The sequence below is a fragment of the Reyranella sp. GW821-FHT14A01 genome, from assembly GCF_058803965.1.
This window is the reverse complement of the sequence record NZ_JBXAPM010000004.1, coordinates 301,400-324,542: the sequence shown is the minus strand read 5'-3', so window position 1 is coordinate 324,542 and position 23,143 is coordinate 301,400. Positions and strand designations below refer to the sequence as shown.

General features: G+C 63.7%; 25 protein-coding genes. 6 read left to right on the top strand and 19 right to left on the bottom strand.

What is annotated here, in order from left to right:
* Positions 1–59 precede the first annotated feature (59 nt).
* Positions 60–2,036, top strand: coding sequence for an acyltransferase family protein (locus tag AC1ROX_RS10445; RefSeq protein ID WP_493125112.1), 1,977 nt, complete (start codon positions 60–62; stop codon positions 2,034–2,036).
* A gap of 1 nt (position 2,037) precedes the next feature.
* Here the strand turns inward: AC1ROX_RS10445 and AC1ROX_RS10440 are convergent, their stop codons facing one another.
* Complete coding sequence (locus tag AC1ROX_RS10440; RefSeq protein ID WP_493125110.1) at positions 2,038–3,048, bottom strand: phytanoyl-CoA dioxygenase family protein; 1,011 nt, start codon at positions 3,046–3,048, stop codon at positions 2,038–2,040.
* 406 nt (positions 3,049–3,454) lie between these two features.
* On the opposite strand from AC1ROX_RS10440, the gene AC1ROX_RS10435 reads away from it, so the two are divergent.
* Together AC1ROX_RS10435 and AC1ROX_RS10430 are read left to right on the top strand one after the other, a co-directional pair.
* On the top strand, positions 3,455–5,266 hold the full coding sequence (locus AC1ROX_RS10435) for a hypothetical protein (RefSeq protein WP_493125108.1): 1,812 nt from the start codon (positions 3,455–3,457) through the stop codon (positions 5,264–5,266).
* A 9-nt stretch (positions 5,267–5,275) separates the two neighbouring features.
* The gene (locus AC1ROX_RS10430) at positions 5,276–6,265 is read left to right on the top strand and encodes a phytanoyl-CoA dioxygenase family protein (protein WP_493125106.1); all 990 of its coding nucleotides are present in this window, start codon (positions 5,276–5,278) and stop codon (positions 6,263–6,265) included.
* Positions 6,266–6,471: 206 nt separating this feature from the next.
* Here the strand turns inward: AC1ROX_RS10430 and AC1ROX_RS10425 are convergent, their stop codons facing one another.
* The 17 genes from AC1ROX_RS10425 to AC1ROX_RS10345 form a co-directional block, all read right to left on the bottom strand.
* On the bottom strand, positions 6,472–7,008 hold the full coding sequence (locus AC1ROX_RS10425) for a virion core protein, T7 gp14 family (protein ID WP_493125104.1): 537 nt from the start codon (positions 7,006–7,008) through the stop codon (positions 6,472–6,474).
* Positions 7,001–7,465, bottom strand: a complete 465-nt coding sequence (locus AC1ROX_RS10420) for a hypothetical protein (RefSeq protein WP_493125102.1) — start codon at positions 7,463–7,465, stop codon at positions 7,001–7,003. The genes AC1ROX_RS10425 and AC1ROX_RS10420 overlap by 8 nt, the downstream gene beginning before the upstream one ends.
* On the bottom strand, positions 7,462–8,886 hold the full coding sequence (locus AC1ROX_RS10415) for a hypothetical protein (protein WP_493125100.1): 1,425 nt from the start codon (positions 8,884–8,886) through the stop codon (positions 7,462–7,464). The genes AC1ROX_RS10420 and AC1ROX_RS10415 overlap by 4 nt, the downstream gene beginning before the upstream one ends.
* Positions 8,887–8,889: 3 nt before the next feature.
* Positions 8,890–11,376 (bottom strand): ubiquitin-activating E1 FCCH domain-containing protein, encoded by a 2,487-nt coding sequence (locus tag AC1ROX_RS10410; protein WP_493125098.1) that lies wholly within the window; start codon positions 11,374–11,376, stop codon positions 8,890–8,892.
* Entirely contained in the window at positions 11,373–11,993 is a 621-nt protein-coding gene (locus AC1ROX_RS10405; protein ID WP_493125096.1) for a phage connector family protein, read from the bottom strand. Before AC1ROX_RS10405 ends, AC1ROX_RS10410 begins: the two co-directional genes overlap by 4 nt.
* Complete coding sequence (locus AC1ROX_RS10400; protein WP_493125094.1) at positions 11,994–12,536, bottom strand: hypothetical protein; 543 nt, start codon at positions 12,534–12,536, stop codon at positions 11,994–11,996.
* Positions 12,537–12,582: 46 nt separating this feature from the next.
* Complete coding sequence (locus tag AC1ROX_RS10395) at positions 12,583–12,891, bottom strand: hypothetical protein (RefSeq protein WP_493125092.1); 309 nt, start codon at positions 12,889–12,891, stop codon at positions 12,583–12,585.
* Complete coding sequence (locus AC1ROX_RS10390; protein ID WP_493125090.1) at positions 12,888–13,112, bottom strand: hypothetical protein; 225 nt, start codon at positions 13,110–13,112, stop codon at positions 12,888–12,890. The genes AC1ROX_RS10395 and AC1ROX_RS10390 overlap by 4 nt, the downstream gene beginning before the upstream one ends.
* Positions 13,112–13,939 (bottom strand): hypothetical protein, encoded by an 828-nt coding sequence (locus tag AC1ROX_RS10385; protein ID WP_493125088.1) that lies wholly within the window; start codon positions 13,937–13,939, stop codon positions 13,112–13,114. Before AC1ROX_RS10385 ends, AC1ROX_RS10390 begins: the two co-directional genes overlap by 1 nt.
* A gap of 2 nt (positions 13,940–13,941) precedes the next feature.
* On the bottom strand, positions 13,942–14,307 hold the full coding sequence (locus AC1ROX_RS10380; protein ID WP_493125086.1) for a hypothetical protein: 366 nt from the start codon (positions 14,305–14,307) through the stop codon (positions 13,942–13,944).
* Positions 14,308–14,374: 67 nt separating this feature from the next.
* On the bottom strand, positions 14,375–14,638 hold the full coding sequence (locus tag AC1ROX_RS10375; protein WP_493125084.1) for a hypothetical protein: 264 nt from the start codon (positions 14,636–14,638) through the stop codon (positions 14,375–14,377).
* 14 nt (positions 14,639–14,652) lie between these two features.
* Entirely contained in the window at positions 14,653–15,078 is a 426-nt protein-coding gene (locus AC1ROX_RS10370) for a Bbp16 family capsid cement protein (RefSeq protein WP_493125082.1), read from the bottom strand.
* 31 nt (positions 15,079–15,109) lie between these two features.
* Positions 15,110–16,129 (bottom strand): major capsid protein, encoded by a 1,020-nt coding sequence (locus tag AC1ROX_RS10365; RefSeq protein ID WP_493125080.1) that lies wholly within the window; start codon positions 16,127–16,129, stop codon positions 15,110–15,112.
* Between the two features lie 12 nt (positions 16,130–16,141).
* Positions 16,142–16,726: a hypothetical protein gene (locus AC1ROX_RS10360; RefSeq protein WP_493125078.1), complete on the bottom strand. Its 585-nt coding sequence runs from the start codon at positions 16,724–16,726 to the stop codon at positions 16,142–16,144.
* Positions 16,719–17,075, bottom strand: a complete 357-nt coding sequence (locus AC1ROX_RS10355) for a hypothetical protein (protein ID WP_493125076.1) — start codon at positions 17,073–17,075, stop codon at positions 16,719–16,721. Before AC1ROX_RS10355 ends, AC1ROX_RS10360 begins: the two co-directional genes overlap by 8 nt.
* Before the next feature lie 2 nt (positions 17,076–17,077).
* A complete protein-coding gene (locus AC1ROX_RS10350) occupies positions 17,078–18,751 on the bottom strand; it encodes a portal protein (RefSeq protein WP_493125074.1) in 1,674 nt (557 codons plus the stop codon).
* 3 nt (positions 18,752–18,754) lie between these two features.
* On the bottom strand, positions 18,755–18,994 hold the full coding sequence (locus AC1ROX_RS10345; RefSeq protein WP_493125072.1) for a hypothetical protein: 240 nt from the start codon (positions 18,992–18,994) through the stop codon (positions 18,755–18,757).
* Between the two features lie 122 nt (positions 18,995–19,116).
* Between AC1ROX_RS10345 and AC1ROX_RS10340 the strand changes: the two genes are divergently transcribed.
* Positions 19,117–20,532: a multicopper oxidase family protein gene (locus tag AC1ROX_RS10340; protein WP_493125070.1), complete on the top strand. Its 1,416-nt coding sequence runs from the start codon at positions 19,117–19,119 to the stop codon at positions 20,530–20,532.
* 9 nt (positions 20,533–20,541) lie between these two features.
* A complete protein-coding gene (locus AC1ROX_RS10335) occupies positions 20,542–21,354 on the top strand; it encodes a methyltransferase domain-containing protein (RefSeq protein WP_493125068.1) in 813 nt (270 codons plus the stop codon).
* 42 nt (positions 21,355–21,396) lie between these two features.
* On the opposite strand, the gene AC1ROX_RS10330 is transcribed toward AC1ROX_RS10335, so the two are convergent.
* Positions 21,397–21,687, bottom strand: a complete 291-nt coding sequence (locus tag AC1ROX_RS10330; RefSeq protein ID WP_493125065.1) for a hypothetical protein — start codon at positions 21,685–21,687, stop codon at positions 21,397–21,399.
* Between the two features lie 85 nt (positions 21,688–21,772).
* Here AC1ROX_RS10330 and AC1ROX_RS10325 point away from each other — a divergent pair, with 85 nt between their 5' ends.
* Positions 21,773–23,053: an SGNH/GDSL hydrolase family protein gene (locus tag AC1ROX_RS10325; protein ID WP_493125063.1), complete on the top strand. Its 1,281-nt coding sequence runs from the start codon at positions 21,773–21,775 to the stop codon at positions 23,051–23,053.
* Positions 23,054–23,143 lie beyond the last annotated feature (90 nt).

Sequence of the window (23,143 nt, the reverse complement as noted above, 5' to 3'; positions counted from 1 at the left end):
GCCCTTGGTCGCGGTAACACGTTGACATTTCATTTCCCCCCGAGGACATGTACTAACTCATGTCCATGACATACTCCCCCCCTTGGGCATCTGCGAACTACCGACCCGATATCGATGGTTTAAGGGCAATTTCTATAATTGCGGTGATGCTGTTCCATGCCTTCCCTGACGACTTCCGGGGCGGCTTCATCGGCGTCGATGTCTTTTTTGTCATCTCCGGATTTCTGATCGGCGGGCTCATAACTCACGAACTCGACGCCGGCACTTTCAGCTTCGCGTCGTTCTACGCGCGGCGGGTGAGGCGCATCTTCCCGGCGCTCGTATTAGTTGTCGTATTTGTCTTGTTGATCGGCTGGAACAGCATGTTCCCGCAGGAGTTCCGACAGCTCGGCAGACATATCGCGGCGACCGCACTCTTTGTGACCAACTTTACGCTTCTCGACGAATTCGGCTACTTCGACATGGAGGCGCACACCAAACCGCTGCTGCACCTGTGGTCGCTTGCCATCGAGGAGCAGTTCTATCTTATATGGCCGCTCTTCGCTTGGATCATGAGAAAGCGACGTCGGCTGTTCGTTTCCGCGACCATCGCCCTCGTGCTTATCTCTTTTGCCCTCAACGTCACTTCCACCGAGAGATCCGTTGCTTTCTATTCGCCGCTGACGCGGGTTTGGGAGTTGGCCATAGGCGTCCTCTGCGCCCACATACCCCGCGAAGTCCTGGCGCGATGGATGGGCCCATCCGTTGTAAGAAACAGTGTTGGTGCGACGGCACTTGCCGCCATCGTCATCGCCAGCTTGATTACAGACGCGCAATCGTTCCCGGGCTGGTGGCCGCTGTTGCCCGTCCTTGGCGCCGCTCTCGTAATTGCCAGCGGCCCGCAGGCTTTTACAAACTGGCACCTGCTTTCTGCGCGACCCATGGTGTGGATCGGCAAGATTTCCTACCCGCTGTACCTCTGGCATTGGCCGCTCTTCGCCTTCGCCTGGCTTGCTTATGGGGCCAAGCCACCGGTGGAGATGCGGTGCGCCCTCTTGGTCGCAAGCCTGCTGTTCGCCTGGCTGACCTACGCATACGTCGAAAGGCCGATCAGGTTTGGTTCCCCTCGCCTGCGCCCCGTCGCGACATTGGGCGCTGCCATGCTGTTCCTCGGGGCAAGCGGAGTTGCCGTCGTAAAGCTGCACGGATTGCCGGATCGCAGCGTTGCGGAGATCAACCGCCCGCTCGCCGAGGATCTGCGGGTTCCAACTGACACCCGCACCTCGGATGGCAGCTGCCTGACGAAATACGGCATCGACACAGGCGATGCGTATGTCTGTTTCGTCAACTCATCCACTCCCCGCGCGCTCGTGGTTGGCGATAGTGTCTCCATGGCGTTCTATTCCGCGATCCGCGCCAAACTCCTTGACGAGAAAGCCGCGTTTGTCGGCGCCCACAGCTTCAATTGGGCGGTTCCGGCCTGTGTGTATTCGAACAGCCTTGAGAAGTGGATGGCCGGTGGAGAGGTCTGCAAACGTGTCATCTCGGCGGTATTCGAGATCCTGAAGCGTGAGCCTTCCATCGAGGTGGTCGTCTTGCCGACTTATTCGCGCAACCCGTTCTTCACCGATGAGACGGCACTCACTGACTTTCAGCGAGCTGTCTTGGAACTCGGCAAGAAGGTCGTTTATGTGATGTCCGTGCCCCAGTTCGGCAATCCGCCGGCTGGTTGCCACCCCCGCCGACTTTCCATATTCGGTTTCGACGTTACTCGCCCCAGCAACATCTATTCCTGCCGACAGCTGCGCACCCAGCTTGAACCCGATCTCCGCCAGCAACGTGAACTGTTTCAAAAAATGAGCAAGACAAGCCGGAGCAGTTTCCTGTTCGACGCTTTCGAACCCTTTTGTGAGCCAACAGAGTGCGAGCAGTCCGATGAACGTGGTCCGCTATATTGGTCTTGGGCCCACGTAAATGAGCGAGGCAGCAGTCTGGTCCTGCGTACGTTTCTGCCCTGGCTTGATAGAGATGTTCTCATTCCTATCCACCGGAAATAGGCTAGCCGCCCAAAAGCCGTTGTTTGATCGTTCTTATCTTCGACTTCTTGCGCTTCTCCAAATCGGCCCTCAATTCCGAATTTTCCCTGGTCAGGGCTTCGACTTCCGCCATAAGCCGCTTTATTGACCGCTGTTCGGGATGACGTTCTCCGTGACTTATGGGCTCCGGAAGAAGCGAGCGCTGCGCCTCGCTATAACGCGCCCAAGCCTCGGGCTTGACGAACACATCGCCATTCCAATGGGCGGGGCTCTGGGAACCGACCCAACCTGGAGCGAAGCAGATATGAGCGGTCTTGCGAACGCGATCGATGGAATTTGGATAGCCGCCATGGCGCAAATTCTCGGTGAAGAACAGCGCATCGCCCGAGGCCATGGGTAGTGGCACCATACCGGGCTCGTGCAGAGGATCGCCTCCATAAGGCGACTGATAGTTGGCCTTATGTGAGCCTGGCACAACGCAAAGCGGCCCATTGTCCACTGGCAGATCATGCAAGGCGTAGAGCACGCGCACGCAGAGAAGATCGATATGACGCCGGCTGGTATTGCTGCCAGCCGCTGGCGTCGAATCGCCGACAAAAGTATACCGGTTACGCCAATCGATCGGCCCTCCCATGTGGCTCCCCGTGATATTGCCGCGATGTCGATAGCGCAATTCGGAGCTGACAATCTTGAAGGGCGACTCAATCAGTTCACGAACGTATTCCAGCGTCCGTGCATGGCCAACAAACAGGTCGAAGGCAGGATCGGCATTGAGAAAATCGTCAACAACGTATTGGGGGCCGCCGCCACCATGATTTGCCTCGTATGAACTCGTGCCCAGTTCTGCATCATAGTGGTATTCCATTTTGAAGTGGAGGCTGTGGTACTTTGGGGCGGCATGGACAGTGTCGACGAAGTACTGCTCCAACGCGTCCGTTGCTGCACGCGCCTCCGCAACCTCTTGTGGGCTCAAGACACTCTTCACATGAAGGTAGCCATTGAGGTCAAAGTGATAACGCTCCCGATCATCCATTCCAGTTGCTCGCCCACTCTTCACCAAAGCATCCAATACAATTTTAATGTCTTCACTCAAATAATCCAAGACAGAGTAGCAACGATCAGTATCTTTGGTTGTATGCCATCCATACAATTCCCACTACACACAAATTGCACAAGAAATGCATATTTAAATCAGGTCCCGGTATGATGTTCTGCAGCAAGCAGCTTGCCTTGACGCATTTAGCGCAAAGCCTTTCCCCTTAGCTGTTAGTCTGCTGGAAGTTTCGCCACCTGTCGGCGAGGGCTGTTCTCGTCTCGACACACAGTCACGTCGATTACAGATATGCTGTGTACCAGTTTCCAAGCTTTTGGCAGTCCGATCGCAGCAGAAATGCTACTTTGATCTGCCAATCCTTGGCAGCATCAGGAGAATCCCAGGCGTGTTTGATGTCCTATTGCAGAAGGCTGACCAACTTCTACGCCCCGACGTCGCGAAACTTCGCGCTGGAAAGCGACGGCTCGAAGTAGTCGGTCCGGATGCCAAGTTGATCCAGGAGAAGATCGACCGGAACAATCCTTTGAGGCAGTACGCAAAGTCCGTAACATCTCAAGTGGGAGAAGATGGTGTAATCGCCGCCGTCCTGTCCCGGCTCGGCATCGATGATGGCTGGTGTGTGGAGTTCGGCGCGTGGGACGGCAAGTACCATTCCAATACTTGGAACCTCGTGCATAATCGTGGCTGGAAGGCCGTCTACATCGAAGCCAACGAAGGGGCCTTTGAGCAGCTGGTGGAGAACTCGTCCGCCCTACCGGACATTTACTGCTTGAATGAGTTCATTGAGATCGACGGACCGAGTTCCCTTGATTCGCTGCTCGCGCGGACGCCAATCCCGAAAGACTTCGAATTTCTCGTTATCGATATCGACAGCAACGATTGGCACATCTGGAAGTCGCTGCAAGGGTATCGTCCCAAGGTCGTGATGATCGAATTCAGCGAATTCTGCCCGCCTGAGATATTCTACGTGAAGGATCCTGCAGCGCCCGGCCCCTCGTCGGCTTCCCTCGCTGCGGTATGCGAACTTGGCAAGGAAAAGGGATACGAGCTCGTCGCGGTCATCGGCGGCAACGCCATTTTCGTCCTGAACGAACTCTCAGGTGCCTTCGAGATTCGGGATAATTCCCCTGAAGGAATGTTCCATTCATTTGCGAATACTCGGCTCTTCCAGAGCTACGATGGTACCCTGATTCTAGCCGGTAATCGCGAACTCATCTGGCGTCATCAGCGCGACCGCACCGGAGAGATCAAGCGAATCCATGTAGCCGATGCAGACATACAGGTCCTACCCCGAGAGCTGCGCGTCTTCCGACCTCGACTGTCATACAGGAACGAGTTCCTCGAACAGAATGCCGGCCGCCTCGACCGAGCTAGGGTCCCATCGAATCGCTTGCTCGACTATCAGAGCAACATCACGTCGGAGTGTGGCGAAGACGGCATCATCGCCCATATCTTTGATAAGCTGGGGCCAGGCAGCAAGTACTGTGTGGAAGTCGGCGCCCACGATGGCGTCAAGTTCTCAAACACCCTCTCGCTCATTCGCGATCGAGGCTGGGGCGGGCTGCTGATAGAGAGCGACCTCGCTGCCTTCGAGCAGCTCCGGGGCCTATATAAGAACTCCCAAGCGGTTCGAACGGTCATGGCCGAGGTGAAGACTTCTGGCGATGGATCTCTTCAGAAGCTACTCGCGAACGCTGGTGCGCCAACTGAGTTGGACTTCCTGTGTATCGACGTTGAGGGTAACGATTATAATTTGTGGGCAAGCCTTCGTGGTTACCGTCCGCGCGTCGTAATGATCGATTTCAATCCGACGATTCCGAACGACGTTCTTTTCGTTCAGGAGGATAGTGTCCAGGTAAATGAAGGATCGTCATTGCGGGCCCTGATCGAACTTGGCGCTGCACTCGGATACGAATTGGCCACGACAACAACATGGAACGCGATTTTTGTCCGCCGCGATCTCTTCGGAAAACTAGGAATCGAGGATAACGCCATTGACAAGATGTACTACCCAATCTTCGAGATGCGGGTTTTCTGGTCCATAAACTGCTACCTACACATTTCGGGATGTGACCGCCTAGTTCGGCACAATTACGTCTTCGATCCCGAACAAATCCAGCCGATCCCGGCCAACGTTCGCACCATCCCCTTCACAAATAGTCTCGGCGGGAATCCCGCCAGTACATTCTTTAGCTGAGCGTTGCCAATGACCGTCTACACGGACCTTAACGCTCGCGCCCTCACGGTACTCAGGCGCGGCCTGCCGAAACACCAATGGCACGAGTTGGCCCAGAAAATTGTGCAGGATCGCCGCACGATAGAGGGTCACCTCCGCGAAGAGCTGCCATCCAACGAGTTCGCCGCCCTGTTGCCTCATCTGCAGGAAAGGTCGCACGTTCGGATTCCCATCACCCTGCCCAACGTCGAGGAGTTGCACCGGTATTTCGAGGACCAGCCCGTGCACAAGGGCGCAAATGCGCTGTCGTTCGATGGCCGTCCGAAATCTCTGGCTGCAGCGCGTCGCGACTTTCCACTAGCGGCCTATTCAGCCGAAACCGTGGTTCGAGCGCCTGGGCTGATAGACGCCATGAACGATCCACGCCTTCTGCAATTGATCGAGGGATACCTAGGGTGTGTCCCGACGCTATACTCCGTCAATGCGTGGTGGTCGTTCGTTGCACCAAAACCGGAGATGACGAACGTACAGTTCTTCCATCGGGATACTGACGACTGGCGCTTTGTAACCCTCTTCATCTATCTCACCGACGTTGGACATGATGGTGGGCCACATGAAGTGATCCCAGGATCGCACTCACTCGAGGGGATGAAGAGCCTTCTTAAGGGCATTCCGTTCTGGCGCCAGAAGATGGATGTCGAGCGCAGTTTCGTCGACGACATGGGCGAGGACTTCTCCCTCGCCTGCGAACGGCACTTCAAGGCCGGTGCCGTGCAGCTGACGGGACCGGCTGGATCAATGCACCTCGTCAATACGGTGGCCTTGCACCGGGGGATTGTTCCGACACGCACCGATAGACTTGTCGTCTGGGCGCGCTATGGGCTCGGGCCCAACACCAACTCCGCGGACCTCGAAAGAGGGCCTCTCGGCATCCGCTTCGTACCGACCCGGCTTCAAGGCACGCCTCGTGACCGGTACGTCAATCGCCTGTTGATGGAGTTCGATCGAAAGGCATCCTAGCGCTGCCGATCGATAGGCGACAAAATCTTGTCAGCAGAACAGGGGAACGCCTCCGTCCTCGCCCATATGAATAACGGCTGGCGTGATCGCGTTAGGCGCCGGCCACGCCCTGACGGTCGGCGGGACGTCCGAGCGGATGATCGTTATCAATTGTACCTTGCTAGATCCCCGTCACGGGCGGTGCACCGGGCGCCGCACGCCAAGCTCTAGCTCGGATTCAGGAACGGCCGCCACCTGTCAGCGAGCGCGGAGGCGTCCGACAAAAGCGACGCACCAGCGCCGAGATAGTTAGGTGTGTGGGTCGAGTTGGCAGCGCGCGTGTTTTCCAGGATCACCTGGTTGCCGTAGCCGTGCCCCTGGATCTGGTAACCGTAGGCCTCGCGCGAAGCGTTAGCTCGAATCGTCCTTGCGTCGAACTCGCCAGCCGCAGCCGTGTCGCCCAGAATGTCGATCGGGCTGCCTTCGAGATCGGCTCCCTGCGCGGCAAGTGTCGCCTTCTGCTGACTGATCTGCTGCTGGGTGACGCGCCGTCGGCTCTGCTCGGCTACCTGACCGCGCTGTTTCGCATCGGCCGCCTGCCGCTCCATCAGCGCCTGGTTCTGGGCAGCGACCTGCGCCTGATAACGGGCTTGAGCGGCATTGGCGGAGGCGGCCTGCTGTTGAGCCTGCTCCTTACCGATTTGACCCGCGAAGCCTGCAACCGTGCTGAGGGCAGTCAACGCCAAAGTAATCGCTTCACACATTGCATGCCTCAATTTCGAAGGGAAAGAACGGCAGGCCAGCTACGCCGATGTTCACGGGCGGCCCAAAGCGGAAGCCCAGCCAGCGCAGCCAGCGCACGGACTCGCTATATCGGGCATCCACGACGTTGCGCAGGATCGGGAACTGGGCCAACCACCGCGGCATGGCCTCGCGGCTGTGCTGCATGAACGCCCGGCGATGCTTTGGCACAAGGTCGGTTCCCATCAACCACGGCACACCCGTTGAGCCTATCAGGCTGAGCGGCGCAACACCGCCGATGCAAATCAGTGCGCCCTCGGCCCGGTAGGTCGTCGCTTCCCAAGAGGCCGCAACGCTCTCGACCAGCAACCCGGCGGGATCGCGGCCAGATAGCGCCGCGATCTCCGCCCGATCCTCGACGCGCAACAGGGGTGCGAGTTCACGCGCATCGTCTTCGGTGGTGGGGAGCATGGTGATCACCAGCCGCGCTCCGCAATGAACGCATACTTCCAACTAGAATTCGTCAGGTGCAGCAAGTTGCCAGTCGTTCGCTCGATGGCGGCGAAGGAGACGCTAACGCCAGTCTGAATGCCCATCGTCTTGGCGGTGACGATCACAGACAGCGGAACGTAAGATGATCCTACGACCGATGTATGCCCCTCAACAATCTGATCGCCTACCGCGAAACCGAATTCGGTCGTCGTATTTTCAATGACAAATTTCGCCACTCTCGGCCTGACGCCGATGTTATGATTGGACGAGGTAAAGGTTGCCGTCCCAGGCAGCGTCGCCGTGAAGGCCGAAGCGAACTTGCCGTTGTAGGCATAAGCAGCGGTGCTGATGACACCCGTCGCATTGGTCGCCGCTTCGCCGACCATGACCAGGTTGACCTGCGGGGCGGTCGTCCCATTGCCGAGATAGCCGCGCATTTCGGCGATGTTGAAGGTGAACTGCCCACTGGTGACGGCCGGCGTGCCGCCCCATTGATAGATCGGGGCAAGGAGCGTCGAGCCGGGCGTCATCACGCCATTGGCGATCGTGACGTACAGGAAATTCGGCGTCGCGGCGACGCGACTGGCCGTCAGTCCCGTCCATGTCAGATTCGCGACACTGTAGCCGATGATGTCGACTGGCGCGCCGTTCGACGCCGACCAACCGGCCGCTGCCGTAGCCACAAGCGGGTAGGTCGATGAAACGTTGGCGCTGGCGATCGACAGGGCCGCGCTCGTCGCCGGCAGGAAGTTGGGCAGACCGGCCGAGGTCACCGGGCCTGCACTCACCGTCTGGCGTCGGCCGGAGTATACCGGATAAGCGGGCAATGACTGCCAGGCGGCGTCGGCGCCGCTGATCCCCAGGAACTGGCCGGCCGTGCCCCGCGCGAGCCGCCTGTAGCCACTGCCGTCGCGGGTCAGCAGATCGCCCTGCGTCGTCAGCTTATCGAAGTCACCGAGGTCGGCCTGCAGCGCCTGGATCAGCGCATGGTTGCTCTGCTCGGTCGCCGGATCGCTGATGCTGGAGACGGTGGTGCGCCCGACGATCTCGGCGAGCTGCTGCATCGCCATGTAGATCTCGTCGAACCGGCGCTCGACCACCTCGGGATAGTAGCCGCCCTGGTTGGAGAGCACGGTCGTCTGCGTATAAGGCACCGTGCGGACGATCGTCAGCCTGGTGCCCGTGGCGATCGGCGCGCCCGAGCGCGTGTAGGTGACGCTGCCGCCCGTCTTCGTGCCGATGCCGGTCACGCCGAACTGGCTGGGCGACAGCGTCGTCTCGGCGCCGGCGGCGTCGGTGTAGATGACCGAGAGGTGCGCGGCGTCGAGGATCGGGAAGGTATAGGGGAACACGGTCGCCGAGGCGTTGCCGTTGTGGATCACCTTGTTGGCGGTCGTACTGAGGGCCATGGATCAGGCTCCGGTTTCGAGGCGGGGGATGATGGCGAGCACGGTCGCCGGCAGCGGGTTGGCCTGCCGTACGAACACGCGGCCGGCCGCATTCCACGACGGATCGACCAGCACGCGCTCGTCGCCGGTCGTCAGCGTCGTCGGGAAGCCGGGCTGCTCATCGTTGCGCTCCTTGATGTCGACGAGGCGGTCCGGAGTCGGTCCGGCGGCAAGGCCGCGGGTGTTCTTCACCCGCAGCACGACCTCGTTCACGACCTTCTGCCGGCCCTGCAGCGTCGGCGGCCCGGCCTCGATATTCAGCGTCTCGAGGTCGCAGGCATAGGGCAGGCCGGCGAGGATGCAGCCGGCGGCGCGCGGCAGCGTGATGGTGCCGTTGTTCACGGTCGCGTTCGGCTGCACCGAACCGTCCGCCAGCACGGCGAGCTCGCGGCCCTCCAGATGCCAGAGCCCGTCCAGGGTCGGCGAGGCCAACGCCCAGTCGGCAATGGCCGGACCTTGCAGATCGACGTGCGGCGCCGTGTCCAGCGTGGCGTCGACATGGGTGCCGTCGGTGTAGGCCGAGACGGTGACGATCACCTGATCCTGCCCCGACCGCAGCAGGTACTTCTTCCCGACCGACGCCGCCGTGAAGGGCGTGTGGCCGACAGCCGTCAGCGCCACCGCGTCGCCGGCATTCCACGTCGCGCCCGACAGGACCAGCCTGCGGGCCGGATCGATATTCCAGCCGTCCTGGCGATAGCCACAGTCGACGCACCAGGAGGAATAGACGTCGGGGAAATAGCGGCTCGCCATGCGCTCGACATAGCGGACCGTCTGGCCGCAGACGGTGCGGCGCACCGCGAGATACAGGACCGTCTCATCGGCCTCCTGCACCGCCGCCACGCTCTCGACCGCGCCGTCGGTCACATGCCGCGACCAGGCATAGACGTCGTGCTCCTTCAGGTAGGTGAAGGCCAGCAACATGCCATCGGCACGCACGCACCAGACGATGCCGTGCGGATCGCGGGCATAGGCCCATTCCTCGATCCCGTGCGCCTCGAACAGGTGGCCGGCGAGGATCGAGACGTTGCGGCCAGCCCAGCTGTCCGAACCGAAATCGTAGGCGACGTCGCGCACCTTCTTGGTCGACGCCGTGACGTAGAGCGCGCTGCTCTCGGTGGCGATCGGCGGGACCTGCGACACGCCCTCGTAGCTCTGCGGCTTCACCGCGCAATTGGCCGGCGTCATGACATCGGCCTGCGCGCCGGCCCAGGCCTTCCACACCGCGCCCGAGGTCCAGACCAGCAGCACGTTGAGGCTGAGCAGGTGCCGGATCTCGTTCACCTCGCGCGAGGCGATGGTGCGGGTGATGGCGTCGCTGTCCTTCGATGGCGAGCTGGTGTTCATGTTGTTGAAGGCCGCCGACGCCGACGAGTAGAGCGTCTGCGGCTTCTGGTTGGTGCGGGCATACCATTGCCGGCCCTCGTGATAGGTCGAGCAGCCGGGATACTTGTCCGCCGCATCGAACGGGTTCTTGTCCTCCGGCGGCGTGTCGGATGTGTCGGGCGCCACTGTCGTGTCGGTGAAGCCCGTCGCGCCGTCCCCTGCCCGGCCGATGAAGCCATGGACGCCGTTCTTGCCCTTGTAGACGTTGTAGGAATTGGCGCCGGCCGCGTCCGTCCAGGTGATCTTCGAGGTCTGGATATTGGACGAAACCGCCACCGAAGCGACGCTTTCCTCGCCGGTCTCCTCGCTGACGGCCGTCACGACATAGTCGAAGCCCGAGCCGGGCGAGTTGGAAACCAGCGCCGTCGGCGGTTGCTGCGTTGGCGCATAGGTGATCGCCGTCAGCGTCCAGGCGGCATGGCCGGTGCGGGTCAGGTTCCGCGGCGCATAGGATGGATGCGTGAGCGTCATCGTGTCGGCGCTCTGTACGTATTTCAGCAGGGCAAGGTCGGCCGCCGCATAGGGCGTGTCGATCGTGTAGAGCCGCGCCGCCGTGCCGCCCGAGATCCAGGCGCCGTAGCCCGCCGTGTCGATCCCGATCGAGAAGGAAGAGGCCCCCAGCACCGTCACCGTGAAGCGGCGGCGGTTGACGGCGTCCATGCCGCCGACCTCGTTCAGCCACACCGCGTCACCGCTCGACAGGCCGTGTGGTGCCGCCGTGATCACGACACCCGGATTGGCCCGGCTAACGCCCGTGATGGCGGTCGCGGGCTCGAGCACATAGCCGCCATCCTTGATGACCCGCATCTTCCGGTCGGCGAATTCCAGCACGTAGGTCTGCTGCGTACTGAAACTGAACCCGACCAGCCTGGAGCGCTGGCCGTGATCATGAACCTCGCCGACGAAGCCTGTGCCGGCGCGGGTGCTGACGCCGCCGAACGGATGGACGAACCAGTTGAGGCAGGTCGCGAGGCCGACCTGGTACTTGGCGAGGTCGACGCGGCCGTGCAACGCTGGCGACAACTCGCCGGCCGCGAAACTCGGCAGGATGACGGGCACGGTCATGGCGTGCTTCCATCGAAGCCGCGCACCGAGAGGCTTTGCGCCAGCCGGTCTGCATCGCCCGGGATCATGCCTTCGTTCGCGCTATCGGCCATGGCGCGCTCGACGCGATCCTGTGCCCGGCGGGCCAGGCGTTCGGCGAGGTCGGCCTTCTGGGTGATCGCATGCGCGACGGCCGCCGCGAGGCAGTCGACGAAGGCCAGGACGAAGCCCGGCGTGAAGCGCGCCGGATCGGTCACCCTCTGGGCGTAGATCGCCGAGACCTGGTCCTCGTTGCAATAGAGGAAGGTGTCGCTGCCATTGGAAGCGATCTCGAAGCCGGCCGCCGGCTCGCCGGCGACCCAGCACGCGCCGCCGAAGTCGAGGCGCCGCATCCTGAGGCAATCCGACGGATAGGCGTAGCTCGACGCCCAGCGTGCCGGCGGGGTGCCCGAGGCAACGAGCGCCTGCGAGACACGGTTGAAGTTCCAGTCCACCAGCGACTGGAGCTCGTCGCGGACGGTCGCGTACCAGAGATTGATCTGGCGCGCTTCGGTGCTGTTCTCGGTCAGGTCGGCGATGGTGGCGCGCGTGCCGAGACGGCTGAGCGCCATGTTGCCGATGTCGGTGTCGGCCGGCATCTACCGCCCTCCCCCGGCGACCACGGCCTTTTCCAGCGCCGCGGACTTCTGCGCCGAGCCCGAGCTGGAACCGACCCAATAGGCGACGATGTCGCCGAACTTGGCACCCAGGGTGCCCAGCAGGATGTAGGCGATCTCTCGTGAGGCCAGCGGGATCTCCTGGCGCACGACGAACCACAGCGCCGCCATGAAGGCGACCGTCACGAGCACGCTGACGACGACGGCACCCCAGGCGATCGCCGAGCCGGCCTTCGCCAGCTCGACCGTCTGGTTGCGCGCGCTCGCCACGTCAGCAAGCTCGGCCTGCAGCGTGTCGAACTGCTGCCGCCGGGCATCGGCCTCGGCCTGGATCATCGCCATCCTGAACTGCAGCGCCAGGTTGGGATCGGCCGAGATCGCCCGTTCGATGCCGGCGGCATCCGACGTGCCCAGGATCTCCTGCGCGATGCCGGTCACCTTCGAGACGGCGGCACCGGTCTTGTCGCCCATGATCCAGGAGGCGACAGTCGGCGCGAGGCCAAGCAGCAGAGGAAGGAACGGCATCAGGCAGGCTCCTGCAAAAGAAAGAGGGTGCGTTCGGCGGCGTGGCTCATGGCGCCCTCGTCGCGGGAACTGGCGACCACAGGCGCTGCCACAGGCCGTCGATCTTCACGTCCTGCGCGTCATTGCGCCGATCCGCCGTGTCGAGTCGCTGGGCATGGGCATTGAACCGGCTCTCGGTCGCCCCCTGCATGGCAGCGACCTGGGCCTGCAGGCTGCGGACGGCGGCCGTCGTGTCGTCCAGCGTGGCGAGCGTTCGCTGCGAGAGCAGGACGAGCAGCGCCATGCCGCCGCCGACAAGGCAGCGATACGCCTGCACGCCAAATCCGGCCTTGCCATTGGGCGGTGTGTCGCTCATGCGACTTCTCCAGGAAACGCGGGATCGGTGTCGTCGAGCTGAGGCAGCAGCGCGATATATCCCCAATGTGCCGCATGCGCGGCGTCGGTCAGGACACCGACACCCAGGATGAACACATCGCCCCGTCGCTCGATCGGCTGGAGCGCCGCGGACGGGGTGACAATCGACGGGCCGCGCACTTGGTCGGCCTGATCGCTGGTGAGAAGGATGAACATCGTCATCAGACCTGCGCTCCCACGGAAGTGGCCCACACCTGGACGGCGTTGTAGCGGGCGAGGCACTGCCCGCTGGATAGAGCCGCGCCCCACGCCGCAAATCCGACCAAAGTGGTGCGACCGAAAGCGTATGCTCCCAGGCTATTCAGTCCGCCGACAAAGAGGCTGTGGCTCGGCAGCGATGCGCCAACCGCACCCGGATCGACGGTGCGCGTCATCGCTACGCCGTTCTTGCAGCCGTACACATCGGCTGGCGTGCTGCTGAAACGCCCGATCTGCGTCAAGCCGAGACTGGTTATGGACGGAAGAGTGAATGTCGCGGACTGCCCCCCTGCGTATCCGAGGGCCTGAGGGTTGTTGCGGGTGATGATGCGAATGGTCTGATTGGTGCCCGAGTTGACCCCCAAGCCCGTAACGTTGGAGGCGCCATTGAAGTTCGTGCGTTCGTAGATCTCGGCGTGGATCGACGAAACGGACATCGCGATGGCATGAGTGCCCGGCACGAAGCCGGTGTCTATGTAGTTGGTGCTGCCATCGAACGCATAGTCGCGATCCGGTGTGAAGGTCGGCGAGTTGATCACTGTCGCGAGCCGGCGCTGCTTCAGCGAGGTCAACGCCTGGGCTGCATTCTCCGCCCACAAGCCGAGATAGTCGTCGGTCAGCGACCAGGTGCCCGATGCCTTCTCGCTGAAGACGAACTGGTCGACGACGATCAGGCGCGCCAGCGACACCGAGCCGCCGTTGGCGACGACGGCATCCCGCCACGCCAGCACGTCGGCATCGAAGGCGCGGTACCCGCCTCCGCGCGTCCTGTTCAGAAAGGCGATGGGCATGCTCAGGCTCCGACGTAGACGGTGAGCTTCTGCCCGTTCGTGCCGATCTGGGTCATGGCGCTTTGCGCCTCCTTCCCGGTGATCTGCACCGTGTCACCGCCTGACAGCGGAATACCGGCGTCGAGCGCACAGGTGCCGCCGGTCGGATCGATCGCCGCATCGGCGTTGGCCCTCGTGCTGCTCACGAGGACGATGCGCCGGGTAGCATCGGCCGGGACCAGCTCCGCCGAGATGCCCGACATGGTGACGGTCGACTTGATCAGCGCCATCCCTGTGAGGCTGGTCAGTACCACCGGCAGCGGATTCGTCTCCGAAACAGGAATGGCGCTGCGCCGAACGGCGGATTGGTAGGCGATGTCTTGAGCCATGGCTTCTTCTCCTCGCGGTGGCGGGGCCGGCCCGAAGACCGGCCCCTCTCGACTCACCGCACGACGTTCACTGGACGAGGACGACCTGGTCGCCGGGCTTCGCGGCCTTGACCGGCGCACCGTCGCCACGGCCGGCCAGCGGATCGCCGAAGATCGGCGCCTCGCCCGCGCTGCGGCGGCGCGGCGCGTCGACCGGCGCCAGCGACAGGCCGGGCGGGCCCGACCAAAGAATCCGCGCCCCGATCGGATGGAGCTGGACGCCGTCGTAGAAGGGATTGTCGACGACGACGTACTCCACGGACTTGTCGTGCTTGTCGCTTTTCTGGGCCATGTCGATATCTCCGCTCAGACGGTGAAGCCGGACGCGTAGGCCTTGCTGGCCTGACGGTCGTGGGCGAGGAACGCTGTGAACTTGCCGGCCGTCAGCGGTCCGGTCGCCACCGTGTAGTTGGTGCGCAGGTAGCGCTCGGCATCGAGCGGCACCTTCACGCGCAACACCTCGGTGCCGGCGGTGAGCGCCGCCTTGCCAATGGCACCGGAGCTGGCGAGCACGAAGGTCGAGGAGAAGCCGGCATTGTCGTCGGTCTCCAGGGTGAAGGTGACCGTCGCGGCACCGGAGGCAGTGACCGTCTCGGTGACGAGGATCACCAGTTCCAGCGGCTCGCCGTTGCCCATGTCGCGGGCCGCGCCGAGATCGATGATGTCGGTCGAGGCGGCGGTCGTGGTGACCGCCTGATCGGTGCCGAAGGTGTTGAGCTTGTCGTACATCATGGTGTGGGTTCTTCCTTTCCTGCGCTGCCGCCTACGACACGGTCGCTTCGGCGAGCGTGATCTGGTCGCACTTGCGGATCGGGATGCCGCCGAAGCTGTCGAAGGGGCGGCCATCGCTCTCGTCGAGCGTGCGGCGGATGTTCGTATTGTTGGTCGTGTTCGAGACCGCGGCGCCGAGGTTGCGCTGGATGTCCAGCCACTGCTTCACGGTGCGGTTCATGTACCAGGCGGGCCGGCACATCTTGATGTTGGGGATCTTGTTCATCGCCCGCATCATCAGCTTGACCAGGTCGGCCGGGGTGGCGCCCGCGAGATCCGACACGTCGATGTTGCCGATGCGCACGACGTAGCGCCAATCGCGCACCGACAGGCCTGCATCCCACTTGTAGTGCGTCCGATAGCCCTGGTAGCGGTTGCCGGCGGCGTCGAGCAGCGTCTGCTCGCCCAGGTCCTTCATCGACAGGCCGGCCTTGCTGCCCTTGGGGAAGATGCCGTGCACGGTGAGATCGCCCCAGCCGACCAGCCAGATCGACGTGTTATCGGAGCCCGCGCCGCCACCGGAGATGAAGTTGTTGGCCGTCTGCGATGTCGAGGTCGAGGTCGTGTTGTACCGCGGCGCGAATCCCATGAAGCGCTCGGGATTGGTCGCGGTGTTGCCGTAGAACAGCACGCCGGCGAGCTGCTGCGTCAGGCCTTCGAGGAAGGCCCGGTCCTCGCTCAGGCGATAGGTCGCGGTGTTGCCGTTGAGGTCCGCGAGCGCCTTGTCAATCTCCGAGTAGGTCTCGAGCATGCCGCACGAATCGGTGATCTGCGTGCTCGTGCTCTTGGTCGCCACGATGCCCTCGTTGAAGCGGCGCCAGGTGCCGGTTGGCAGCGACGTCTGCACGCTGGTGCGGTGGCCGGTCGGCAGGTTGCCTTCGTTCCACACCATGTCGTCGGTGATCTCGTTCATCTGCGACAGCAGGCCGATCACCTGCGCGATGCTGCCGTTGGGGTCGATGACCTTGGACCAGTCGGCCAGGGTCGGATTGGTCACGGAAAGCGTTGCCATGGAGCTTGGTTCCTAGTTGTGCTGGGAGTTGGGATAGAGAGCCTTCGGGTCCATCGCGCCGTTCCCGCGGCCGGCATTGCCGCCCACGAACGAGTCGTCCTTGATCGCCTGCGAAACCTTCACCATCCCGCGGATGAGCCCCGGATGGTTGGTGAAGCCCAACCCTTCGAGATAGGCGATGGTCTGCCGGTCGAAGACCTGGGCGAGCGCGGTGCGGGCATTGCCCAGCGCCTCGGGCGAGAACTCCTTCTGCGAGGTCGCGCGCCATTCGGTCGCCTGCTTGGTCCACGACGACGCGGCGTGGTCGTTCACGGCGCGCGCGATCTCCTTGTCGCGCTCCACCGTGAAGTCGATCAGCTTCTGCGCCACCGCGGGCGCGATCTTCTCGCCCTCGAACAGCTTCATGGCTTCGCCGAACACCGGATCGTCGGCACGGTAGCCGTCGGGAAGGCGAAGCCCGGAATAGTCGGCCGACGCTTCCGCGGGCCCTTCCGCCACGGCTTCGGAGGCCACCGTCGCGCTGTCGGGCACGACCGCGGGCGCCGCGTCCGGGTCGGCCGCTTGCTGCGTGGTCGTCGTATCGATTGCGTCAGCCATCGTTCTGCTCCTCCGCGGTCCAGGCCGCCAGTTCGGCTTCCATCTCGTTGATGCGGGCTTCCGCACTCATCAGCTCGGTCATCTCCGGTGCGTGCCGTTCGAGCTCGCCCAGCAGTTCGATGCCGATACTGCGACGGCCCGCCCGGTAATCCTGGTGGCGTTGTGCCTCGAGGCCGCCCGGCACGTAGCCGTCGCTGCGGATGTCGCAGAGGCCGAGCAGCCCGTGCACGAAGCGGCGGCCCGGCTCGCCGGCCATCACCGTGCAGAGGTCGTCGGCGACGCGGTCCCGCGCCTGCCTCTCGCGCTGTTCGGCCTGGCGGACCTGCCTTGCGTCATTGGGATCATGCATCGCTAAACTCCCAGTACGGATTGAAGGGCATTGCGGCCGCCGCCGACCTCGGTCTCGCTGAGGGTCTTGGCGCCCTCGGCAACGGCGCCGGCCATCTGCAGCGCCTGTGCCGCCTGGGCCTGCAGCGCCCGCGCGGCGCGGAGCTGGGCCACCACGTCGTCGGCCAAGGTGATGGCGGCCGGCGCACCGAGCTTGTCGGCATAGACGTCGATGCTCTCGTCGGCGTTCAGCTTGTCGAGCACCTCGGGCCGCGATGCGGCGATGCTGCCGGCGAAGGCCCACAGCCGCTCGACCGTGCCGAGGTCGGCCGCCTTCTGCGCCTGCGCCAGGATCGAGATCAGCTCGACGTCGAGCGGATAGCCGTGCAGCTCCGGAGGCGGTTCGGTGAAGAGGCGGTTCTCGGCCATGATGGTGAAGGTGCGCTGGACCAGCGGCTGCAGCAGGTCGTCGTGCAGGTTCTCGAGCACTGGCCCGAGCATCTGCATCTTCTCCTCGCGGCGCGCGCTGATCTCGAGCTGGTTGCGCGGCTGCACGCCCTCCATGTCGGAAATCATCAGGAAGAGGTCCGCGAAGAAGGCCGACTTGATGACGGCCTGGGTGCGCAACACGAGACGCTCGACCTCGGCGATGGCGCCGGGAGCCGTCTGGTAGAGCGGCCACATCCCCGCTCCTCTCTCCTGGGTGGTGAAGTAGTTGATGGCGCCGGGCAGCACCGACGAGGCCGAGCCGCGCAGGCTGACATGCGCGCCCATCGGCGGGTTGACATGCTTGTCGACGGCGTTGTGTTCGCGCTTCTTCAGGATCTGCAGCGACTTCACGTCGGGCAGCGCGTCGTGGCCAGGCCCTTTCGAATAGGCGTCATTGCCAATCGGCGCCCAGCGCGGCGTCAGCGCCGGGAATTCCGAATAGCCGCCGCGATGGATGAACTCGCCCTCGGCCTGGCCGCCGCCTTCCCGCCAGTAGACCGAGCGGAACTTCTTGCCGGCGGAGTCGAGCCGGCCTTTCTCGAAGCCGGTATTGGGCTCGATCATGTGCAGGATCGCGATCTCGCTGTCGGCATCGCCGCCGCGCGCCCGCTCGGCGATCTCGGCAATGCCGTGATCGGGCCAGCGCGCCTCGATCTGGCGATATGAATACATGAAGCGCCGCGCCAGCGTGTCGACGCGGCCGCGCCAGTCGAGGCCCAGCCAGTATTCGCCGGTCGACAGCGTGTAGAGACGGATCACGTCTTCGCGGTCGAACTCGACGATCGCGCAGCCGGTGCCGAACTGGCCCAGCTCCTCGTAGATCGACGGCAGCGCCGAATAGAGGTTGCCAGCGTTGAACACCATGCGCATGCGCTCGGCACATTCGTCGAGCCAGGCCTTCACCGGTGCGAGCGACGCCACGCGACGGTCGGGGATGGAGAGTCGGAACCACGGCCTGGCCGGCGAGGTGACGCCCGACATCAGCCCGGCCACCAGGGTGCGCAGCGCGAACAGCGCCGTGGGATCGAGGATGGCGGCGTTGGCCTGCGCGCCGCGGCCGCCCTGGTTGGGCGAGGTGAAGAACTGGCCGCGCCGCGGATTGACGAGGCGCGACAGCTCGCGCCAGCCCGGCTCCCACGACTGGCGCTGGCGCTTCAGAACGCCGAGCCGGGCGTCGAGGTGGCGGCGAAGGGCAGGATCGTGCGCCATCGCTCAGGCCCCCAGCATCGTCTTGCCGCGCAAGGCGGTGGTGGACGCGGCATCGGTGAGCCCAAGCCCACCGGTCGCGATCGTGGAGGCGTAGCCCGCCATGGCGGCGGCGCGCTTCTTCTGCGCCTCCCGCGCCTCGCGCACCGACGGATCGGCCATCGACGGATAGGGCTCAGGTGCCGGCGGCAGGGCCGGCGGTGACATCGGAGGATAAGCGGCCTGGCCGCCACCAAAAATTCCCAAGGGCGTCTCTCCTGTGAGCGAGCCCTTGAGTTACTGATGAACCGGATTTTGGCGATGCAAGCGGAAAGTTGATGAAGTGGACAGATCTAGGAGCGGGTAATATCGCGCGAGGAGAGCGTTCGATGATGAAGCGCAGGGACTTGCTTGTCTGCGGCAGCGGTGCGGTGGCTCTGGCCCTGGCAGGGACTGCCTCTGCACAGCTTCCATCTGGATCGGGCCGCCGCACATTGCGACTGGTCACGCGTACGATCGAGGTCAACGGCAAGCCGGCCCGGCGCTATGGCGTCGAGCAGTCTTCCGGCGTTTTCGGCCTCACGCTGAACGAGGGAGACACGTTCGACGTGCGGCTGGAGAACGGCCTGGACGTGCTGTCCGGCCTGCACTGGCATGGGCTGAACCCGCCCTGGCGGCAGGATGGCGTGCCCTACATCTCCGCGCCGCCGATCGCACCCGGCCAGTTCGCGGACTACAAATTCCCGGCCCTGCCCGTGGGCACACGCTGGATGCATTCGCACTTCGGCCTCCAGGAACAGAACCTGCTGGCCGCGCCTCTAATTGTCCGCGAGCAGAGCGCCATCCGCAGCGGGCTGCAGGAGATCGTGCTCTTTCTCGAAGACTTTTCATGGACGCCGCCGCGCACGATCTTCGAGAACCTGCGCCGCCCCAAGCCGATGGCGATGGCAATGGGCAGCAGCGGCGGAGGCATGAGCATAGCGGGCGCCGCCCCTGACCTCAACGACGTTACCTACGACGCCTTTCTAGCCAACGACCGCACGCTCGCCGATCCGCAGATGGTCGACGTCGAGAAAGGCGCCGAGGTGCGCCTGCGCATCATCAACGGCGCCGCCTCGTCGAACTTCATGATCGATCTCGGCGCTGTCGAAGGCACCGTGCTCACCGTCGACGGCAATCCGGTCGCGCCGCTGGTCGTGCGCCAATTCCCGCTGGCGATTGCCCAGAGGGTCGACATCGTGGTGCGCCTGCCGGCCGACGGCACGGCCCTGCCGATTCTGGCGCGCTGCGAAGGCCGAACGTCGCAGACCGGCATCGTGCTGCGCCCGCGCGGCGCCGTCGTTTCTCGAATTCCGGAAATGGCGGCCATGGCCACTCCGGCGCTCAATCTGATGGAAGAGATGAAGCTCAGAGCGCAACAGCCGCTCGCTGCCCGCCCCGTCGATCGCTCCGTGCCGGTCGACCTGACCGGCGACATGACGGCCTACATCTGGGGCATGAGCGTGCACGGACTCGAAGGCTCGCCGGTGACCATCGACAAGGGGGAGCGAGTCGAGCTGGTGATGCGCAACACCACGATGATGTCGCATCCCATGCACCTGCACGGCCATTCCTTCCAGGTGACGGAGATCAACGGGCAGCCCCTCGCGGGCGCGATGCGCGACGTGATCCTGGTGCCGCCGCGCGCGACTGTGAAGGTCGCCTTCGATGCCGACAATCCCGGCCTATGGGCCTATCACTGCCACAACCTCTATCACATGGCCGCCGGCATGTTCGCGACGGTGGTCTATCGCGGATTCAACTAGCGCATCGCCGTGAACAAAGGCCTCTCGCTCAACGCCTTCACCGCCATCGACGATACGGGGCAGACGGCGACCTACATCGCGGCGCTGGAAGCGTTCGATCGGATCGAGCAATTGCAGGAGCTGAAGCGACTGGAGCGGGAGATGGTCCGCCCCGGCAGCGCGATCCTGGATGTCGGCTGCGGCTTCGGCCTCGAGACGGTACCGCTGGCGCACCGCACCGGAAGCAGCGGAACGGTGCACGGTATCGACAGGAGCGAGCAGTTCATCGCGGAAGCGCGGCGTCGTGCGACCGAGCAAGGACTTTCGATCGATTACAGGGTCGGCGACGCGGCCCAGCTCCCTTATGCCGAGAATTCCTTCGACCATGTGCGCGCCGAGCGCCTGCTGATCTACTTCGACGATATCGAAGCGGTCCTGGCCGGCATGCGGCGCGTGTTGCGTCCGAACGGTGCCATGGCGCTCATCGAGCCCGAGTTCTGCACCACGACGGTCAACGTCTCCGATCGCGCGCTGGTTCGTCGCGTCATGGCTCACGAAGCGGAGACGGCCGTTGCGCAGAGCTGGTTGCCCGGACGACTGGCGACCATGCTGGCCGACCTCGGCTTCACGGATATTTCCATCGCAAGCCGCGTCGTCGTCTTCCCGCAGCAACTTGCCGCCGACTATTTTCTAGGCGCGGCGGCGAAAGCTGCGAATGCAGGCGCCATTTCCGATGGTGAACTTGCGACCTGGAGGGCAGAGATCACGAGCTTGCTCGATGCCGGAAGATTGTTTGCGTCCGAGGGCTACTTCCTGTTCAACAGCCGCCATGCGCAAAAATAGAACCGTTGTGCGCTTTGCAAATCTGAGGCGGTCGCTGACGGATCACCCCGCGAGATTGCATGGACTGTCCTGTAACGCCGTGTCTCCGGCATTCTCCTCGGGCACTTGGACGGTGAGTTCGTGACGACAATTGTCGAGGCTGCATGTGAAATGGCGCACGCGCAGGCGCGTCCTGGTCATGACGCCTGGACCGAATGTGTTTTCTGCCGAGAGTCGCATCTTGTCGGTGCCACACGACGGGCAGTCCGGTGACGTCGAAGAGGTCGAAAGTGCTGCCAATCGGGCTTCGAGGATCTTGACCCGCTTCTCCAGCTCTTCCATGCGCTCGTGCATCGACGGCCTCCATGAAGTTGGTTCCTGGGCGTCGTGGTGCAAAACCCGGGCCGCAGCGTCAGCCGTTTCCGGATATCGCTGAGCCATGAAAGTTTGGCTCGTGCGCCATCTCGGCCTGTCGCATCCCTATCGCTTCGAGCGGACGATCGCCGTTGCGGTCGCACTGCTGCTGGTCCTGGGCGGCGGCACGGTCGTCCTCGTCTATGGGCTGGCGCGCGACGTCGCCGCCGGCTCACCCGCCGCATGGTTCTTCGCCTATGTCAGCGCCCTGCTCGCGCTGGGTATCATTTGCGCCCCGTGGCCGCGTATCGCGATGATGGTGCTGTCGCTGGCGACGATCGAGCTGGGCCTCGGACTCGGTTCCGCGGTGATGGCCGAGCACGGACGGGGCGCCGCGATCGGCATCTTTCCCGAGCGCGGCGTGCGCAGTGCGACACGGGTCTGGCATCCGCTGCTGCAGGCCGCCAACGTTCCGACGCCGGCCGGCGCGCGCACGCGCTTCCATGTCGATTCGCAGGGGCTGCGCGGCCGCGAGCGTTCACCCGAGGAGCTGAAGGACCGGATCGTCGTCGTGGTGTTCGGCGGCTCGACAACGGAGGATGTGAGCCTGTCGGATGGCGAGACCTGGCCCGACCGACTCGAAGGGCTCATGGGCGCCGGCCGCTATGCCGTGCTGAACCGCGCGGTGAGCGGCAACAGCACGGTCGAGCACCTGATCCGCACCGCCTTCTACCAGGATGCCTACGGCGTACAGCCGCGCTGCGCCGTCTACTATGTCGGCGGCCAGGATCTCAACAACTCGCACTTCCGCAACCTCGATCCCGGTTACGCCGACTATCACACGCCGATGCTGGTCGACATGCTGGAGGCCCGCCATTCCGATCGCCCGCCGGTCGCCGTCTCGCCGCTCCTGCGCCTGCTGCGACGCGGTGCGACCTTCGCCTTCGACACGGTGCGCGCACCACCTGATCCCAAGGGTACGCTCAGCGCCGATCCCGACCCGGTGCTGGAGGCGATCTTTGCCCGGAACATCCGCAGCATCTCCGCCATCAACCGCCAGCGTGGCGTGCGCACGATCTGGATCGGCGAGATGTTCAACGAAGCCCCGCCGCCGCCCGACGTCGGCCCTCACCCGATGTGGACGCCCTACATCGACCTGAAAGACCTGCACAGGCTGCTGGCGCATCTCCGGGGCGTCCTGAAACGCGAGGCCCTGGCGCTGGGTGACGCCCTCGTGGAGGTGGATGGAAGCAAGCTCGACGGCAGCCACTTCCTCGACGGCGAGCACTTCTCGGCCAAGGGTGCCCAGGCCTTCGCGACGATGGTCGCACCCGCCATCGTCGAGGCCTGCGGCTCATCCAAATGAAAAGGCCCGCCGCTCCCAGAGAGGGAACGACGGGCCTCCAGACATCGAGCCGGCCGATCGAACGGTCGCCCAGGATGCCTCCCAATCGCC